Source organism: Gottfriedia sp. NPDC058432, assembly GCF_042721555.1.
Taxonomy (GTDB): Bacteria; Bacillota; Bacilli; order Bacillales; family Bacillaceae_G; genus Gottfriedia.
Genome location: NZ_JBHXLC010000009.1, coordinates 163,810 through 183,189, shown reverse-complemented (window position 1 = coordinate 183,189; position 19,380 = coordinate 163,810). Strand labels below are relative to the sequence as shown.

General features: G+C 33.9%; 15 protein-coding genes, 1 pseudogene and 1 other annotated feature. Of the genes and pseudogenes, 3 read left to right on the top strand and 13 right to left on the bottom strand.

Annotated elements, in window-relative coordinates; translation table 11 throughout:
* Positions 1-182 precede the first annotated feature (182 nt).
* Both ACFWM3_RS11665 and ACFWM3_RS11660 read right to left on the bottom strand, forming a co-directional pair.
* Positions 183-1,187, bottom strand: a complete 1,005-nt coding sequence (locus ACFWM3_RS11665; protein ID WP_390311440.1) for a zinc-dependent alcohol dehydrogenase family protein — start codon at positions 1,185-1,187, stop codon at positions 183-185.
* An 840-nt stretch (positions 1,188-2,027) separates the two neighbouring features.
* Positions 2,028-2,876, bottom strand: a complete 849-nt coding sequence (locus ACFWM3_RS11660; RefSeq protein ID WP_390311439.1) for a DegV family protein — start codon at positions 2,874-2,876, stop codon at positions 2,028-2,030.
* 315 nt (positions 2,877-3,191) lie between these two features.
* Between ACFWM3_RS11660 and ACFWM3_RS11655 the strand changes: the two genes are divergently transcribed.
* Entirely contained in the window at positions 3,192-4,211 is a 1,020-nt protein-coding gene (locus tag ACFWM3_RS11655; RefSeq protein ID WP_390311438.1) for a barstar family protein, read from the top strand.
* A gap of 148 nt (positions 4,212-4,359) precedes the next feature.
* On the opposite strand, the gene leuD is transcribed toward ACFWM3_RS11655, so the two are convergent.
* The 9 genes and pseudogenes from leuD to ilvE all read right to left on the bottom strand — a co-directional run bounded on the left by leuD (position 4,360) and on the right by ilvE (position 14,696).
* Entirely contained in the window at positions 4,360-4,935 is a 576-nt protein-coding gene (gene leuD, locus ACFWM3_RS11650; protein WP_056477140.1) for a 3-isopropylmalate dehydratase small subunit, read from the bottom strand.
* Complete coding sequence (gene leuC / locus ACFWM3_RS11645) at positions 4,913-6,307, bottom strand: 3-isopropylmalate dehydratase large subunit (RefSeq protein WP_390311437.1); 1,395 nt, start codon at positions 6,305-6,307, stop codon at positions 4,913-4,915. The genes leuD and leuC overlap by 23 nt, the downstream gene beginning before the upstream one ends.
* Positions 6,304-7,371, bottom strand: a complete 1,068-nt coding sequence (gene leuB / locus ACFWM3_RS11640; RefSeq protein WP_056477134.1) for a 3-isopropylmalate dehydrogenase — start codon at positions 7,369-7,371, stop codon at positions 6,304-6,306. Before leuB ends, leuC begins: the two co-directional genes overlap by 4 nt.
* Positions 7,372-7,412: 41 nt before the next feature.
* Positions 7,413-8,534 (bottom strand): annotated as a pseudogene (locus ACFWM3_RS11635) (2-isopropylmalate synthase); the annotation flags it as partial.
* Positions 8,535-8,537: 3 nt separating this feature from the next.
* On the bottom strand, positions 8,538-9,548 hold the full coding sequence (ilvC, locus tag ACFWM3_RS11630; RefSeq protein ID WP_390311436.1) for a ketol-acid reductoisomerase: 1,011 nt from the start codon (positions 9,546-9,548) through the stop codon (positions 8,538-8,540).
* Between the two features lie 46 nt (positions 9,549-9,594).
* A complete protein-coding gene (gene ilvN, locus ACFWM3_RS11625) occupies positions 9,595-10,110 on the bottom strand; it encodes an acetolactate synthase small subunit (protein ID WP_025671139.1) in 516 nt (171 codons plus the stop codon).
* On the bottom strand, positions 10,110-11,813 hold the full coding sequence (gene ilvB, locus ACFWM3_RS11620) for an acetolactate synthase large subunit (protein ID WP_056477353.1): 1,704 nt from the start codon (positions 11,811-11,813) through the stop codon (positions 10,110-10,112). Before ilvB ends, ilvN begins: the two co-directional genes overlap by 1 nt.
* 83 nt (positions 11,814-11,896) lie before the next feature.
* Positions 11,897-12,133: a binding site (T-box leader), on the bottom strand.
* Positions 12,132-13,799 carry a dihydroxy-acid dehydratase gene (gene ilvD, locus ACFWM3_RS11615; protein WP_056477128.1) on the bottom strand — a complete coding sequence of 556 codons (1,668 nt, stop codon included), beginning with the start codon at positions 13,797-13,799 and terminating at the stop codon, positions 12,132-12,134. (Overlaps the previous feature by 2 nt.)
* A 6-nt stretch (positions 13,800-13,805) precedes the next feature.
* Positions 13,806-14,696, bottom strand: coding sequence for a branched-chain-amino-acid transaminase (ilvE, locus tag ACFWM3_RS11610; protein ID WP_056477125.1), 891 nt, complete (start codon positions 14,694-14,696; stop codon positions 13,806-13,808).
* A 262-nt stretch (positions 14,697-14,958) separates the two neighbouring features.
* On the opposite strand from ilvE, the gene ACFWM3_RS11605 reads away from it, so the two are divergent.
* Positions 14,959-15,147 (top strand): hypothetical protein, encoded by a 189-nt coding sequence (locus ACFWM3_RS11605; protein WP_056477121.1) that lies wholly within the window; start codon positions 14,959-14,961, stop codon positions 15,145-15,147.
* A 399-nt stretch (positions 15,148-15,546) separates the two neighbouring features.
* On the opposite strand, the gene ACFWM3_RS11600 is transcribed toward ACFWM3_RS11605, so the two are convergent.
* Together ACFWM3_RS11600 and ACFWM3_RS11595 are read right to left on the bottom strand one after the other, a co-directional pair.
* Complete coding sequence (locus ACFWM3_RS11600; protein ID WP_390311435.1) at positions 15,547-17,073, bottom strand: ABC transporter permease/substrate-binding protein; 1,527 nt, start codon at positions 17,071-17,073, stop codon at positions 15,547-15,549.
* 1 nt (position 17,074) lies between these two features.
* Positions 17,075-17,827, bottom strand: a complete 753-nt coding sequence (locus tag ACFWM3_RS11595; protein WP_390311434.1) for an ABC transporter ATP-binding protein — start codon at positions 17,825-17,827, stop codon at positions 17,075-17,077.
* 211 nt (positions 17,828-18,038) lie between these two features.
* Here ACFWM3_RS11595 and brnQ point away from each other — a divergent pair, with 211 nt between their 5' ends.
* Positions 18,039-19,373 carry a branched-chain amino acid transport system II carrier protein gene (gene brnQ, locus ACFWM3_RS11590; RefSeq protein ID WP_390311433.1) on the top strand — a complete coding sequence of 445 codons (1,335 nt, stop codon included), beginning with the start codon at positions 18,039-18,041 and terminating at the stop codon, positions 19,371-19,373.
* Positions 19,374-19,380 lie beyond the last annotated feature (7 nt).

Below are 19,380 nucleotides of genomic sequence, written 5' to 3'. Positions count from 1 at the left end.
GCCCCCCAAAATAATTAATCATTTCGTTAAAACGCTTACAATACTCAAAATACTAAATTTTTTAAATATTACATTTGTAATAATCATATGATGTTAATTGTAATTTATCAAGGAGCAAAAAAAAAAGAACTGAATAGCTCAGTTCTTTTGATTGAAGACAAACCTCAGAAAAATAAGACAAATTAACCAATTTTAATTGTAATTTTACCAAAATTATTTCCTTCACCCATACGTTGTAATGCACTAAGCACATCGGTAAATTCAAATGATTCATCTATAATTGGTTTAATTTTATGTTCTTCAAAAAATGCTAACATTTGTTCAAACTCTCTTGGACTTCCCATCGTTGTCCCTCGAATGTCCATATTTTTAAAGAATACTTTTGGCAAAACAGTTTGAGGAACTGGTCCATTTGTCGCACCGAATGATACGATTCTTCCACCTTGAGCTGTCAAATCTATTAATCGATTAAATGATTCTCCACCAACTCCATCGATCGTAAGATTAACAAATCCATATTCTTTACGAAGTTTTTTATACCAATCATTTTCTCGATAATTAAAACCAGCAGTCGCACCTATTTCAATTGCCTTTTCAATTTTTTCATTGCTACTAGATGTAACTAGTACTTTTGCCCCGAATGCTACAGCAATTTGCAATGCATACAAAGCTACTCCACTACCAATACCTGGAATCAATACTGTATCATTCTTTTGTAATTGACCGCGTGTAATTAATGCTCTATATGCAGTAAGTGCAGCTAATGGAATTGCAGCAGCCTCTTCCCATGACAAGTACTCAGGTTTTTTATAAACATTTTCAACTGGTAGTTTAATAAATTCAGCAAACGTGCCATTAGAAGGCATACCAAGTACAGTGAATTCATCAGAATTGATATCGTCACGATCTCCCCAGTTTAAACTCGGGTTCATGATCACTTCATCACCTACAGTAAACCCTGTTACTTCATCTCCAATAGCCTCAATAACTCCTGCACCGTCAGATCCTAAAATTCCATCTAGCTTCATTCCTGGATACATGCCGTGAGTTATAAAAAAGTCACGTCTATTTAATGATGCTGCCTTTAGCTTAATTACTACTTCATTCGAATGAACAGTACCAATCTCAACATTTTCCAATTTTAGTGACTCTGGCCCTTTAGTGTCTCTTAAAATATAAGCTTTCAATTACACCTCTCCTATTCATGAAAGAATTTAAATATGTAAAATACAAATCTTACTCATTTTTATTTTACCAAAAAAGTTAAATACGGTTTAGTAAAATGATTAGGGTGGAAAGTTTGTGGGGGATATTATGAGATGGATTCTGGGATATATGTGCTATAGTTTATGAGTTTTAGGGAAGGATTTTAGATTTGCTTTACCTATTAATTATGTGGTTTTATATTTATTCAAACTAATTCGGTACGTGAAATTCCATTTAATACCCTTGATATTGTGTGAATCTAAAATTGATTGATTCATGATAAACTAGTCATTTATTTTCAAAATTCTCCTATTTTTGTGCTATTTGAAACTTTTTTATAAAAGATCTTCTAGATTTCAAGTTAATTTTTGTAGGTTACATACGGATTGGAACATCTTATTTGCAGCTTGGGATATTTTGTTTGCACTTTTGACGTTTTAATTTGCAGTTATTAGAAACAACAATCCACCAATAGTCCTTAATTCAATAATATTATCAACCTAGTTTTTCAAGCGTTCTTTCCTATTGAAATAATGGCAACTTAAACTTCTATCCTACTAAAATTAATTTCCACAGGAATAATCTACTGAATTCAAAATAGAAGAATTTATATATTTCAATATTACAAACTTTCTAACTTTTCTACACTCCACTTTGTCAAAACCTGTTTTATTATTAATAAATCTGTCTCTTTATAACATACAGGAATGTATTCTTATTTCCTACTAAACTATTATTTATTATATCTATATATTTTTTATTTTAAAAGTTTTACTAAAACAAAAAAACTCTCACCACTTTGAGAGTCGAAATGAATTTTCTTAATTTGATAGAAAAAAGATTCCTATTGCACTTGGCCCCGTGTGGACGCCGACTGCTGAACCAACTGAGTTTTCTATAATCTGTTCAATACCAATTAAATCCTTTAATTGTTTAATAAATTGTTCGGTAGAATCATCTTTTACCCCGTATACAACTGCAACATTTTTACTGAGTTCATCTTTTCGAATCTTCATTAGTTCAAGCATGCGATTTAATGCTTTTTTTCGACCTCGTACCTTTTCAAGTGGTTTAAATTTCCCTTCGCTAACTTCCATAATCGGATTTATATTTAGCATGCCTCCTAAAAATCCTGCAAACTTACCAACACGACCGCCTCGTATTAAATATTGGAGATCTTCTATCGTAAAAATATGTTGGATCTTATTTATATTGTGATGTAATCTTTTGATTAGATTTTCAAATGATTCATCATTATTTAAGCCTTCGATTAACTCCATCACTAGTACACAAATTCCAAGTGATACTGAACGAGTATCAATTATATGAATAGAGGCATTTGGATTGTTTTCTAAAATATCTAGTTTTACTAATTGTGCAAAATTATACGTACCAGATAAATCACCGGAACAAGTAAGATAGATACAATTTTTATTTGCACTACATGAGACTAAAGTTTGATAAATTGCATCGTAAGAAGGTAAAGATGAAGTAAAGTTCTCTCCATTTTTCATTCTTTGCATTAGCTCATTTGATTGTAAATTGACTCCATCAAGATACTCTTTATCTGATTGGTCGTAGACTCTTAATGGTATGACTGAAATATCGTATTTCTTCAATATCTCAGTTGGAAGATCAGAAGAGCTATCCACAATTATTTTTAGGTTCAACTTAATCACCTCTTTTTACAAAAATAATGTATTTTTAATCTTATTAAACAACAATCTAAATATTCAAACAACCATTTTTCTTTTAAGTTAATTTTATCGACAAAAATAAAATTAATTTCACGAAAAGTACATTGAAAATTCACTTGTTCTACAACATGGTAGTTTAATTGAATAAGAATGTCAGAAATTCGATGTATAAAAAGCGAATTCCAATAAAATAATTTAAAAAATTGATTAGCATTTCTAAAATTATGAATTATTTCGCTTTTAATTTTATGGTAAAATGGAATTATATGGAATTTTCGGAGGTATCTAGTGGAATTAAATGCAGAAGTAAAATCAGAGAAAGTACCGGTTAAGCTTGATTTCGAGCTTTATGGCTCAGAAAAGGAAATGCGATTGATCAATAACCAATTGTTTAATGAACAAAAAATATGTGCAAAAGGGATTCTTTACATTGCGTTTACAGTACTTATATTATCTTTATCAATTTTTACTTTCGTTTGGATAAACGAAGAACAAAATTCTCAAGAACAATCAATTATCTTTACGCAAATAGCTGATGAATTAAAAAACAAGGAATTAATTACTCCAGAATTGATCAAAAACATAGAAAGCTTAATAGAAAGTACCGATCATATTTCTGAAGTTAGAGTATTCAATTCGATGAAAATTTGGAATGAAGGAATAAATTTGACTTCTTATCATACTGAAAACATGGAGCCAGATTTTCAATTTAAAAGAATTGTATGGTCCCCTAAATGGTTAGTTCCTAAATTTTTCCATAGTGGAGAAGGAGAACGCGAATGGTATATTGAGATGAAACATAGGAGTTTTAGTACATTTGCAGGATTTGTTTTATTAGTAGGCTTATTAATCTATTTAACCTTATTTACTATATGGACAACGAAAAATACATACCAACATAAAAGAATAAATATTGGATGGATTATTCTATTTGCTTTCTTTAATGTGTTAGGATATTTAGTTTATCGATATCGATTTGTCATTAGAAAGTTTTTTACTGATTTTCTAAAAGAATTTAGCAGATCAGAAGAAAAAAGTATAACGATTGATGTATCGTTAATCAACAACAGTCACGAATTGCATCAAGTATTGAAAGAAAAACTATCATTTCCAGATAATTATAGTGAAGATTGGGATGACTTTTGGGCTATAATTGCATGCCAAGTTGAGTTACCTAAGAAACTTCAATTTATTGGTTGGTCAGAATTAGAGCGAAAACTACCAGAAGATTCAAAAATTATGATCGAGTACCTTCTTGAACATAACCAGGAATTTCCTGATTGGCATTGTAATTTTATATGTAACTAACGCGTTATTATAAATACAGTCAAATTAGAAAGTGCTCTTTAAAATTCAAAATTCAATATTCGACTTAACTTACCGTCCTATTTATACCCATGCTTACACACCAAACCAGATAAAAAAGAAGTGTCTTATAAGACACTTCCTTTTTTAGTTATGCGTGTAATTTTTCATATTTTTCAATATCATTTTCATATTTCATCGTAATCGCAATATCATCTAAGCCATTTAGTAATTTTTCTTTCCAAACAGGATCAATTGAAAATTCAAAGTTTCCAAATATTGTTTTTACGACTTGTGTTTCCAAATCCACTTCAATTTCTTGATTTCCATTTAATGTAGATAATTTTGAGCGAATCTCATCATTTAAGACAATCGGCAGCATACCATTTTTTATACAGTTATTGTAGAAAATATCTGCGAAGCTACCGGCAATAATAATTGTAAATCCATAATCATTTAATGCCCAAGGTGCGTGTTCTCTAGATGAACCGCAACCAAAATTATTTGCGCTTATTAAGATTGAAGCATTTTTTCGATCATCATCATTTAATATAAATGATTTATTAGGTGAGCGATCATCATGATATCGCCATTCATCAAATAAAAATTCTCCAAAGCCAGTTCGTTCTATTCGCTTTAAATATTGTTTTGGAATAATTTGGTCTGTGTCGATATTATCTAACATAATTGATACAGTTGTGCCTTTATGCGTACGTAACGGTTTCATTTGCTTGCTCCTTTCGAATATCAATAAAATGACCATGTACTGCAGCAGCCGCTGCCATTACTGGACTTACTAAGTGTGTTCTTGCTCCCTTTCCTTGTCTTCCTTCAAAGTTTCGGTTTGAAGTAGATGCACAATGTTCGCCAGCTGGCACTTGGTCTGGGTTCATTGCTAGACACATCGAACAACCAGCTTCCCTCCACTCAAATCCTGCTTCTATAAAGACTTTATGTAGTCCTTTTGCCATCGCTGCATTTCGAACCTTTTTTGATCCTGGAACAACTAATGCACGCACATCAGATTTTACTTTCTTTCCTTTAAGATAATTTGCCGCTTCCTCTAAATCTGACAATCTAGAGTTTGTACATGAACCGATGAATACATGCTGAACAGGAATTTCTTTCGGTGTGATTTCTGGCTTTAATCCCATATATTCATAAGCTCGTTCGTAGTTCTCATCTTTGGCTTTTGGAAGGACTTCATCAATTCTTACGCCCATTCCAGGATTTGTTCCCCAAGTTACATATGGTGCAAGGGTTGCTACATCGACTTCGATTGTTTTATCAAATGTTGCTCCCTCTTCTGTATATAATTTCTTCCATTCTACTAATTTTTCATCATATGAATTGATAGTATATTTTCGGCCTTTTAAATACTCGAAAGTTTTTTGATCTGGAGCAACTAATCCTGCTTTTGCTCCTCCTTCAATCGCCATATTACATAGAGTCATACGCTCTTCCATTGACATATTTGTAATGGCTTCACCATAAAACTCAATGACATAGCCAGTTCCCATTGATACACCATAAGTTGCTAGCAAATGAAGAATGATATCTTTAGCATATACACCTTTTGGAAGCTTTCCTTCAAGTTTCACACCCATTGATTTCGGCTTAACTTGCCATAAAGTTTGTGTTGCTAACACATGTTCGACTTCGCTTGTTCCAATCCCAAAAGCTAAAGCACCAAATGCACCGTGAGTAGATGTATGACTATCTCCACATACAATTGTTTTCCCTGGCTGAGTTAATCCAAGCTCTGGTCCAATTACGTGAACAATACCTTGGTCTTCATCTGTAATATCTGCTAAAGGTATATTGAACTCCTGACAATTATTTCTTAATGTATCCATTTGTTGTTTAGCAATTAAGTCAGTGATGACTAATTGATTTTGTGTTGGTACATTATGATCCATTGTCGCAAAGGTTAATTCTGGTCTTCTTACTTTTCGATTAGATAATCTCAATCCTTCGAAAGCTTGCGGTGAAGTTACCTCATGAACTAAGTGTAAATCGATATACAATAGCTGGGGTTTCCCTACTTCACCAGTTACAACATGATTTTGCCAAAGTTTATCAAACAATGTTTGTTTCATCGAATTGTTCCTCCAACTGTTTGAAATTGTAATTCCTTTACTACTTGCTCAGTAAATTCAATCGTTGAACTTTTGCCACCTAGGTCACCAGTTAAATAGCCATTATTTATTGAATTAACAATCGCGTTTTCAATTGAGTTTGCTTCATCAACTAAGTTAAAATCACGAAGCATCATCGCCACTGACCTTAAAATTGCAATCGGGTTAGCCTTATTTTGTCCAGCTATATCTGGTGCTGAACCGTGAATTGGTTCATATAATGAAGGACCCTTACCAGATCTACTTGCAGAAGGTAGCATTCCTAATGAACCAGTAATCATCGAAGCTTCATCGCTTAAAATATCTCCAAATAAATTTTCAGTAACGATTACATCAAATCTTCTTGGGTTTCGAATTAACTCCATCGCGGCTGCATCAACAAGAATATGCTCAACTTCTACTTCTGGATAGTTAGAACTTAATTCATTTACAATTTTTCTCCAAAGTTTACTAGATTCTAATACATTTGCTTTATCAACTGATGTAAGTTTGCCTTTTCTAGTTTTTGCTAACTCAAATCCATACGTTACAATTCGTTCAATTTCTTCTCTAGTATAGGAAAGCGTATCGGTTGCTTCATTTTCATTATGGAATCGAGGTTCGGAAAAATAAATTCCGCCTGTTAATTCTCGAACGACGACAAAGCTTACATTTCTTACTTGTTCAGATTTTAAAGGAGAATGATTTACAAGTTCATCGTAAACATCGACTGGTCGAATGTTTGCGTATAAATTAAGTGATTTTCTTAACCTTAATAAGCCACTTTCTGGCCGTTCAACACCTTGATCCCATTTTGGTCCACCTACTGCCGCCAATAATACGGCATCTGAATTTAAACAATTATCTAATGTTTCTTTCGGTAAAGAAGTACCTGTTTCATCAATCGCGTGACCTCCGAATAAATTTGTTGAAAAAGTAAAATCATGTTGATAAGATTTTGCAATTTGTTCTAAAACCTGTACAGCTGAACTCATAATTTCTGGTCCGATTCCGTCTCCTGGAAGACATGCGATCTTTAATTTCATTTTAGAACCTCCTTTTTGCTCCACTTACTAATAATGTTTAATAAATCTGCATCTGTAATTTCTTTCTTTGAATCTGTTAAAGCTTTAAATTGAACAAACGCTTCGTTAATAATTTCGGTTGAAAAGTTGAATCCAAGTTCTTTTAATTTGTCAGTAAAAGCATGACGGCCTGAATGTTTCCCTAATACTAATGAATTTGTAGAAAGTCCAATTAATGAAGGGGGTATAATTTCATATGTTGTTGGTTCTTTTAGTACTCCATCTTGATGAATACCCGATTCATGAGCAAATGCATTTGTACCAACAATTGCTTTATTCTTCTGGACAACCATACCTGTAAGACGACTAACAAGTTCACTTGTCTTCGTAATTTCATGTAATCGTAAATTAGTATTTTTCCGGTAAATATCTTCCCTAATATGTAGTGCAACTGCTATTTCTTCTAGTGCAGCATTTCCTGCTCTTTCCCCAATTCCATTGACTGTGCATTCAACTTGGGTTGCTCCAGCCTGTATAGCAGCTAATGAATTCGCTACTGCCATTCCTAGGTCATCATGACAGTGACAAGAAAAAATTGCTTTATGATAAGACGGTACATTTTCTTGTAAATATTTAAATAGATCGTAGTATTCTGAAGGACTTGTGTAGCCGACAGTATCTGGAATATTAATCACATCTGCACCTGCTTTAATAGCAGTCTCTGCAAATTCGGCAAGAAATGCTCGATCAGTACGACATGCATCCTCAGCTGAAATTTGGACTTTTGGAAAAAAGGATTTTGCAAGCTGCACACAATGTTTAGCAGTTTCCAAAACTTCTAATCTCGTCATGTTTAATTTATATTTCATATGAATGTCACTTGTTGCTAGAAATATATGCAGTCTCGGTTCCGCAGCATTTTTTAACGCATCCCATGCTGTCTTAATATCTGAATCTTTTGCGCGAGAAAGGCTAGAGACAGAGACAGAACGAATCTGTCTCGCAATCTCTTGAATACCTAAAAAGTCACCTTCCGAGGAAGCGGCAAAACCAGCCTCAATGATATCAACACCTAAAGCTTCTAGTTGTCTTGCAATTTCGAGCTTTTCAAATCGATTTAAATTAACCCCAGGAGATTGTTCGCCATCACGTAATGTTGTATCAAGAAACTGAATTTTACTCATTTTTTATTTCACCTCGACCTTTTCTTTTCTTTGGATAAATGGCATCATTGCACGAAGTTTTTCTCCAACCTCTTCTAACTGATGTTGCTTTTCACTTTCATTAATTTCGTTATATACTGGACGACCATTTTTATTTTCGTTAATCCAGCCCTTAGCAAACGTACCATCTTGAATTTCTGCTAAAATATCTTTCATTGCTAATTTTGACTCATTCGCAACTACTCTAGGACCAGATACAAAATCTCCCCACTGAGCAGTATCAGAGATTGAGTATCTCATATAGCTCATTCCGCCTTCGTACATTAAATCAACGATTAGTTTCAACTCATGTAAACACTCAAAGTATGCTACTTCTGGCTGATAACCTGCTTCTACTAATGTTTCAAATCCTGATTTTACTAATGAAGTTACACCACCACATAGTACCGCTTGTTCTCCGAATAGATCTGTTTCAGTTTCCTCTTTAAATGTTGTTTCAAGTACACCCGCTCTAGTAGCACCAATTCCATCAGCGTAAGAAAGTGCTACATTTTTTGCTTCACCTGTTACATCTTGGTAAACAGCGAATAATGCTGGTACCGCTGCTCCATCGACAAAAGTACGTCGAACAAGATGTCCTGGCCCTTTTGGCGCTACTAAAAATACATCAACATTTGCAGGAGGAACAATTTGGTCAAAATGAACATTAAATCCGTGTGCAAACGCAAGCGCATTACCATTTTCTAGATGCGGTTCAATTTCATTTTTATAAACAGTTGGTTGATGCTCGTCTGGTAATAGAATCATTACTACATCAGCTGCCTTTGAAGCCTCTGCAACCGTAGTTACATGTAGTCCATCATTTGCTGCAGCGTCCCATGATTTACCTGGACGACAACCAACAACTACCTTATGACCATTTTCATGTAAATTTAAAGCATGTGCGTGACCTTGTGATCCATAACCAATTACCGCAATCGTTTTCTCTACTAATACATTTTCCTTCACGTCTGTACCATAATATACTTTAGCCATTTTCAAATTCCTCCAATTTTTTTGTTTTATATTTTTATATTTTTATTTAATAAGAGAGTAGCTTTTGAGCATGCTCCTTATGTTTAGCAGATCTAGTAAATGCGGTTACACCAGTTCGAGCTATTTCTTTTAGTTCGAAAGGTCTTAATAATTCAATCAAAGCCTCTACCTTATCAGAAGTACCAGTTACTTGAACGACAATCTGATCACGGCTTACATCAATAACCGAGGCTCTAAATGGTTCAATTAGACTATAAATTTCATTTCTTGTAGCTGCATTTGTACTCACCTTTATTAAGGCCAGTTCTCTAGCAATAACTGATTCTTCTGTTATATCTGCTACTTTTATCACATCAATTTGCTTGTGAAGCTGTTTAATCAATTGTTCAACCTGTTGTAAATCCTCTACGTGAACGACAAACGTAATTCTTGAAATATGATCTTGTTCCGTATGTCCTACAGAAATACTTTCAATATTAAATCGTCTTCTAGAGATCACTCCTGTAATTCGGTTAAGTACGCCACTGTTATTTAATACAGTCGATGTAATGACCCGTTTCATTATTTCACCCCTTCCATTTCATGAATTCCTTTACCAGGTGGAACCATTGGTGTAACGATTTCAGCTTGATGAACTCGACAATCAATTAAAACTGGCCCATCAAACTCAATTGCTTCTCTTAATTGACTTTCAACTAAATTTGGATCTGAAATTGTTATCCCTTTAATCCCATAAGCTTCAGCAAGTTTCGTAAAACTAGGTTGGCAGTCTAATAGAGAACTAGAGAAGCGTTCATTATAAAATGCTGATTGCCACTGTCTTACCATTCCTAGGGCTGCGTTATTTAAAATTAAAATTTTTACTTGCAAATTATGTTCCTTGATCATGCTCAATTCTTGCAATGTCATTTGGAATCCGGCATCCCCAACGACGGCTACAACTAATTCATCAGGCTTAGCAAATTGTGCTCCTATTGCAGCTGGTAATCCAAATCCCATCGTCCCGAGTCCACCTGAAGTAATCCATTTATGGGGTTCTTCAAAAGGATAATACTGAGCTGCCCACATTTGATGTTGACCAACATCCGTCGAAATCGTCGCTTTCCCATTTGTAATCGAATGGAGTAAAGTTAAGACAGTTTGTGGTTTAATGACTTCTCTACTCGCTTCGTACTGTAGTGGAAAGGCTTCTTTACGACTTTTAAGTAGCTCTAACCATTCACTGTGATTTTGTTTATCTACTTTTTGTTTTAATAGAACTTTCAGAACTTCCTTAGCACATCCAACGATTGGAATATTTGTAGGAATAACTTTGTTAATTTCGGCAGGATCTATATCGATATGTGCTACAATCGCATTTTTAGCAAAGTGTGCTAAATTACCCGTTAACCTATCATCAAATCGTGCTCCGATGTTAATTAGTAAATCACTTTCATACATTGCCATATTTGCTGTATAAGTTCCGTGCATCCCCCCCATTCCAAGGAATAATTCCTCATTTGCTGGAAATCCACCTAGCCCTAAAAGCGTATTGACAACTGGGATATTGAACTTTTTTATAAATTCAGTAAACTCATCAGCTGCTTTTGCATGTAATATACCTGCTCCAGCTAATACGACTGGTTTTTTAGCTTTTTCAATTGCTCCTATTAACTTTGTTATTTGAATATAATTTGGTTCATATGTCGGTTGATAGCCTGGTAATTTAACCTCTATCTCGTCTTTTTTCACTCCTTTTTCAACCATCATATTTTTTGGTAGATCGATAACGACTGGACCTGGACGGCCTGTTGAAGCAATATGGAATGCTTCTTTTACGATTTGTGGAACATCTTCAACATTACGCACTTGATAGTTATGTTTTGTAACTGGCATTGTAATTCCAATAACATCTGCTTCTTGAAAGGCATCCGTTCCGATTACATTTGTAGCAACCTGACCAGTAAAAACAACTAGTGGTAATGAATCCATCATCGCATCTGCTAAACCAGTTACTACGTTTGTTGCCCCTGGACCACTTGTTGCGATAACAACCCCTGGACGACCAGTTACTCGTGCATAACCTTCTGCAGCGTGGATGGCCCCTTGTTCATGTCTTGCTAGAATGTGAGGAATATCAGCATCATAAAGTGCATCATATAATGGTAATACTGCCCCTCCAGGGTAACCAAAAATCATTTCAACATTTTCATTTTTCAAAGCATCAATTAGTAAATTTGCACCTGACAATTCTTTTGACAGAGTTCTCATCGAATGATGACTCATTTCTACTTTCCCCTCCATTTTCGGATAAAATTTACCCATTTATTCGCAATAAAAAAGCCATAACTCCACACTTCAGCAGATGCTGAAGGGGCGAAAGACTTTTCGCGGTACCACCCTTCTTCTTAGGTTAATAACCTAACTTTGGGATTTTGGCTAACCAAAATCTGGTTATAACGTGACCAACGTTCAAGCTTACCTTACAAAATAATTCAGCTTGACACTCAAGAGTGAGTTTCATTAATCAAGGTCATCGGTTCACACCAGCCACCGACTCTCTGAAGATCCTTTTCATAACTACTTTTCTCTTTCAATGCTTTTTCATATTTTTAAAATTCCGCCTGTATTAGCAGAAGTAACTAACTTTGCATATCTTGCTAAATAACCCGTTTTAACTTTTGGTTCATGTAATTTATAAGATGTTTTACGAGATTCCAACGTTTCGTTTGAAATTGATAAAGTAATACTTCTTGATAAAAGATCGATGATGATTTCATCGCCATCTTCAATATATGCAATTGGTCCACCTTCAGCCGCTTCTGGAGAAATATGTCCAATTGCAATTCCTCTAGTAGCACCTGAAAAACGGCCATCTGTAATTAACGCAACTTTTGTTCCTAAACCTCTTCCAACAATTGATGAAGTTGGTGCAAGCATTTCTGGCATTCCAGGTCCACCTTTTGGACCCTCATATCGAATGACAACTACATGACCCTCTTTGACGAGACCTTTGTCAATCGCTTCAACCGCTTCATCGTGTGAGTCAAAACAAATTGCTTCACCAATAAATGTTTGAATTGAAGGGTCAACGCCACCTACTTTAATAACTCCTCCATCTGGGGCTAGATTCCCATGTAAGATCGATAATCCGCCAGTTTGTGAATAAGGATTTTCTTTTTTACGAATCACTTCACTATTGGAGATTGTGGCTTCTTGCACATTCTCGAATAAAGTTTTTCCAGTAATTGTAATGCGGTCACTATTAATTGCCCCGGGAATGGTAGTCAGTTCTTTAATAATGGCTGGAACACCACCTGCTAAATGAACATCATGCATTGAATAGTGAGAAGCGGGACTAATTTTTGATAAATAAGGTACTCTTCTAGCTACGTCATTTATATCCTTTAAGTCGTAATCCACTCCTGCTTCATTTGCGATGGCCATTAAGTGTAAAACAGTATTTGTTGATCCACCCATTGCCATATCCAGTGCAAATGCATCATCAATTGCCTCTTTTGTAATAATATCTCTTGGTTTTATATCATTTTCAATGCAATCCATTAGATGGAAAGCTGCATCACGGATTAATTGATGTCTGTCTTTACTAGTTGCAAGTATTGTCCCGTTATATGGTAGTGCTACACCAAGCATTTCCATAATGCAATTCATTGAATTTGCTGTGAACATTCCAGAACATGATCCACATGTTGGACATGCTGACTTTTCAATATCGAGTAATTCTTCTACACTCATTTTTCCTGATTTAAAAGCACCTACACCTTCAAATACTGAAGCAAGAGATAGAGCCTTTCCATCTTTAGATAGTCCACCTGCCATTGGTCCACCTGATACAAACACTGCCGGTACATTTGTACGAACAGCTGCCATTAGCATTCCAGGTGTGATTTTATCGCAGTTTGGCATATAAAATACTCCATCAAACCAATGTGCATTAATTACAGTTTCGGCTGCATCGGCAATGATTTCCCTACTTGGTAAAGAATACCTCATTCCGATATGTCCCATTGCGATTCCATCATCGACACCAATCGTATTAAACTCAAATGGTACTCCACCAGCATCTCGAATCGCTTGTTTTACAACATCAGCCATTTCCCTTAAATGAATATGACCTGGAACAATATCAATATATGAATTACAAATCGCTATAAATGGTTTATTAAAATCTTCCTCTTTAACACCTGCCGCTAATAATAAGCTACGATGCGGCGCACGGTCGATACCTTTTTTTATCATGTCACTTCGCACAATTTATCACCCTTGTTTTACGTAAATTTTTTCTCCATCTTCTACTACTAATTGACGAAATGCGTTTAATAATCTTTGTGTATTTGGTCCTGGTTTTCCATCACCAATCACTCGTCCATCTACCTTAGATACGCCAATTACTTCAGCTGCTGTTCCTGTTAAGAAAACCTCATCGGCGATATAAACATCATGCCTTGTGAACAATTTTTCCTCAACTTCGTAACCTAATGTGTCACCTAATTCCATAATTGCATTTCGAGTAATTCCTTCTAATGCACCTGCTGAACTCGGTGGAGTAATTAACTTATTCCCTTTTACTAAGAAGACATTATCTCCTGAACCTTCAGCTACAAAGCCTTGATCATTTAGCATGAGTGCTTCTTGAACACCAGCTAGCTTCGCTTCAATTTTTACTAATATGTTATTTAAATAATTTAAAGATTTAATTTGTGGATTTAATACATCACTTCGATTTCTTCTCGTTGCTACAGTTACAATTTCCATACCATTTTCGTATAGTTCTTGTGGAAAAAGTGCTAGTTGTTCAGCAATGACAACTACATTTGCTCTTGGACAAGAAGTTGGATCTAATCCAAGATTTCCTTCACCTCTTGAGACGACGAGTCGAATATAACCACTATGTAAATTATTTCGATTTACTGTATCAACTACAATTTGTGTTAACTCTTCTAATGAATAAGGAATTGTTAATAAAATTGATTTTGCTGATTCATATAATCGAATGAGATGTTCTTTTAAGCGAAATACATTGCCATCATATACGCGAATCCCTTCGAATACTCCATCTCCATATAGATATCCATGATCATATACAGAAACTTTTGCATCTTGTTTTTGAACGAATTCACCATTTAAAAAAATCTGTTGCTCTGTCACGGTTAATCCTCCTCAAGAGTTAAAATATTTGTACTTACTTTATTCCAATCTACTAAATAAATCAACAAGTTTTTAGAAAATTTAAAATTCACAATTTATTCAAATGTCGTACAAATATTGGTAAATCAACAATGAAAACCTTTACATTTTTTTAAAATATTTTTTCGACAAAATTCTACCCTTGAAAAATGTTTTTAAAAGGATTATCATATGGTTACTTTAAACAGAATTTTCTGTAAATTAAAATCGGAGGCGAGTAAAAATGGCTACTTTACAAATTAATGGGACTGTTAACGAAATCAATGAAGTGTTGAAAGTAATGAGTAATCATTTTGACATTCAGATTAAAGACGAAAAATCCGATCAGGAGTATTCAGTAGATTTCTCTTATGAAGAATGGGAAAATGATTCTTTCGTAAGTGAGATGTTAACTGGAGCCTATAATGATTAAAAACTAAAATTCTTATCGTATGATAATAAAGACGAGGGTAGCCTATTTTTTAGGCAACCCTCTTTTTTATTTGTTAGTCTGGACTGCAAATAAATCATTGGATACTGCAAATAAACGGCGGACTGCAAATAAAATTAGCGAATCTGCAATTAAATCTAGTAAAAGTGCAATTAAGCCACAATATTACCCATACCAGTTAAGGTATTTCACCACAAAAACTGTTCAAAGGTTAATACTCTCAAAAAGAAAACTAGTGAATTACCACTAATTCTGACTAAATCGAATAAAAAGTCACTATGAATCTGTTAATTATTAACTGTGAATGCATAGAACTTTACGATGTTTGCAATAAAAAAGGACTGCTTAGATCAGTTTCCCTGACCAAACAGTCCAATTCGTTTATTTTAGCAATCCCTCATCCTTCAAAAACTCACTAGCAACACTTTCGGCAGATTTTCCACCAACATTTACTTTATAATTCATTTCTCGCATTTCATCATCCGTTATTTTATTTTCTAATTTGTTTAAAATATTTTTAACTTCAGGATACTTTTTAAGTGTCTCTTTTCTTAGAAGTGGTGCACATTGATATGGTGGGAATAAATGTTTATCATCGACTAACACTTTCATGTTATAACTTTTGAGCTCGCTATCAGTTGAATATGCATCAATTATTGAGAGATCCCCCGATTGAATTGCGTCATACCTCAATTTTGGCTCCATCGTTTTTAAATCTTGAAATTTCAAACCATATAATTTTTGCAATCCTAAATATCCGTCATCACGATCAGTAAATTCTAAAGTGAAACCTGCTTTTAACTGGTTTGCTACTTTAGTTGCATCTGAAATCGTTTCGATTCCAAATTGTTTTGAAATGTGATCTGGAACAGCTAATGCATAAGTGTCATTAAATTTCATAGGTTCCAAATAGCTCAAATTATATTTTTTTGCTAAACCGTCAGCAGCTTGTTTATATACAGCTTTTGCATCATTACTAACAGCCTTTTCTTTCAAAAAAGTAGAAACGACTGTACCTGTATATTCTGGATAAATATCAATATCACCTTTTTTTAATGCATTAAACACAAATGTCGTTTTACCAAAATTAGGCTTAACTTCAACATTTAGATTTGTTTCATCCTCAATCAATAATTTATACATATTCATTATTATTTCTGGTTCAGCACCTAGTTTTCCAGCAATGACAAGATCTGTTTTATTCCAAGATTTAATTGTTAAGGGAGAAAATAATAATGCTAATAAAATAAAACTAGCCGTTATGATCCTTAATGAAAAACTCTTAAAACTCTTCTTCTCTATTAATCTTAAAATTAAATCAAATATAACTGCTAAAAGCGCTGATGGTATTGCCCCTATTATGATTAAATTCATATCGTTTCGGTCAATGCCTAATAAAATTAAACTACCTAATCCACCAGCTCCTATTAAAGCAGCGATTGTTGCAGTTCCAACAATTATGACCATCGCAGTTCGGATTCCCGCCATCATAACTGGTAATGCTAATGGTAATTCAACCTTAAAAAGCCTTTGTCTACCGTTCATTCCTAAACCGGTTGCTGCCTCTAATAGGATCGGATCAATCTCCTTAATTCCGGTATATGTATTTCGCAAGATCGGCAATAATGCATATACACTTAACGCAATTACCGCTGGAATCTTTCCAATACCGACTAATGGTATTAAAATCCCTAACAGCGCCAATGAAGGTATGGTTTGAATAACTGCTGTTGTTCCAATTACAAACTCAGGGAGTACTTTCTTCTTCGTTAAGTAAATTCCAATCGGGACAGCTAGAATTATTGCAATAATAAGTGCAAATACTGAAATTTGAATATGCTCTAACAAAGCAGTTAATAATTGTTCTTTTCTATTTGCAAGAGTCGTCGTAAATGAAGTTAGAATCATCTTATATTCTCTCCTTTACAACAGCCTTACCTCGATAATGATCTATAAATTGTTCAACAAAAGGATTAACAGGATTATTTAAAATTTCGTCTTTCGTACCTACTTGAACTAGTTCACCATTGTGCATAATCCCGATCCGGTCTCCTAAATAAAATGCCTCGTCTAAATCATGAGTGACGAAAAGGATCGTTTTATTAATTTTTGTTTTTAATTGCTTAAGATCCTTTTGTAATTGTAATCTTGTAATCGGATCTAATGCACTGAATGGTTCGTCCATTAGTAATAAGTCCGGATCCCCTGCTAAAGCTCTCGCTACACCTACCCGCTGTTGTTGACCCCCAGATAACTCTGAAATCGGTCTTTTACTAAATTCCAAAGGATTTAATTTTACTAATTCTAATAATTCTTTAGTGCGCTCTTTTATTTGTGCTTTGTTCCATTTTTTTAATTCTGGTACGATTGAAATATTTTCTTCAACATTCAAATGGGGAAATAATGCAATTTGTTGAAGTACATATCCAAACTCCCTCCTCAGCTTATGTTCATCATACTCTTTAATGTTTTTATCATGATAAAAAATTTCACCATCAGTCGGTTTAATTAATCTATTTATTAATTTAATTGTTGTTGTTTTTCCACAGCCACTTGGGCCAATTAAAACAAAACATTCACCTGTTTGAATTGAAAAAGATAAATCCTGAACTGCACTTTTTCCATTTGAAAACTTAAAAGATATATCTTGAAATTGGATCATTCTAGTCCTCCCTTAAAAAAGCCTATAAGTATATATAGTTAGAGGACAAGTTTTCTTATGCTTTAAGTAATTAAAATTAGGACAAAAGAAAATTTTTTTCATCATTTGTGAAAATCGTAAGAATATTAATAGATTTTGTAGTAAATAGAGCTAATTTTTGGTAGAATGAGAAAATCATTTTTAAATTACAACGATGATTGAGGGGAATTATTTGAATACTTTAACAAAAAAAGAAATTATGTTTATTGGATTTATGTTATTTTCTATGTTATTTGGAGCTGGTAATTTAATTTTTCCAGCATACATTGGACAAGCAGCTGGAGAGAATGTATGGCAAGCAATAATTGGATTTATTATTTCAGATGCAGGTATTGCGATTTTAGCATTTATAGCAATAGCTAAATCCGGTAATTTTGATACGCTTGTAAAGAGAGTACATCCTATTTTTGCGCTTCTCTTCCCGATGGCAATCTACTTGTCGATCGGACCTGGGCTTGCAATTCCACGAGCTAGTAGTCTGGCATATGAAATGGGAGTTAAACCATTTTTGCCTGCAGGTTTAGCTGTTTCTCCAATAGGACTATTAGTTTATACGATTGTGTTTTTTAGTATCGTTTATTGGTTTGCTAAATCACCTTCAAAATTAGTTGACAGATTCGGTAAAATTTTAACTCCAGCTTTACTAATCTTAATTTTAATTGTTTTTATGAAAGCAATGTTTACAGACTTATCTAGTTTTAAGGATGCATCCTTAACTTATAAATCTAATCCTGTCTCACAAGGAATTTTAGATGGCTATCAAACAATGGATGGGATTTGTGCATTAATCTACGGGATTGTTTTCATCAATATTTTTCAAAGATTAAATGTTACAAATCAAAAATTACAAATTAAATATTTAATGATTTTCGGTTTAATTTGTGCATTATTATTATCGTTAACTTATTTTATAATTGGCTACTTAGGTGCTTCAGCAACGATTACTGGACAAATTGACAATGGAGCAATCGTCTTAACGACTGTAATGAATCAATTATTTGGTAATGGTGGAACGATTGTTTTAGGACTTATTTTTACACTTGCATGTTTAAGTGTTTGTATTGGTTTGATCACATCATGTTCTCAGTATTTTAATAGTATTTTCCCTAAACTATCTTATAAAAAATGGGCAATCTTATTATGTTTTATAAGTGGATTCGTAGCAAATTTAGGACTTACTCAAATATTAAAAGTTTCCGTTCCAATATTAGGTCTTTTATATCCAATGGCAATTTCACTCATTGTTCTAGCACTTTTACACGATCAATTACCATTTAAAGGTAGACCTGTTTATTTATTAACAATTTTGTTTGTTGGAATTTATAGCCTAATTGAGATTATCAATTCATCATTTTTAAATAATGGACTTAATGAATTATTATCGATTGTTCCAATGCAAAGTAAAGGATTCGGTTGGGTAATACCCGCTTTACTTGGTTTTGTAATTGGGTGTATGATGGAGAAGTTTTTCGTTAAAGAATATACCGAAGTAAAAAACGCAGCATAATTTAATT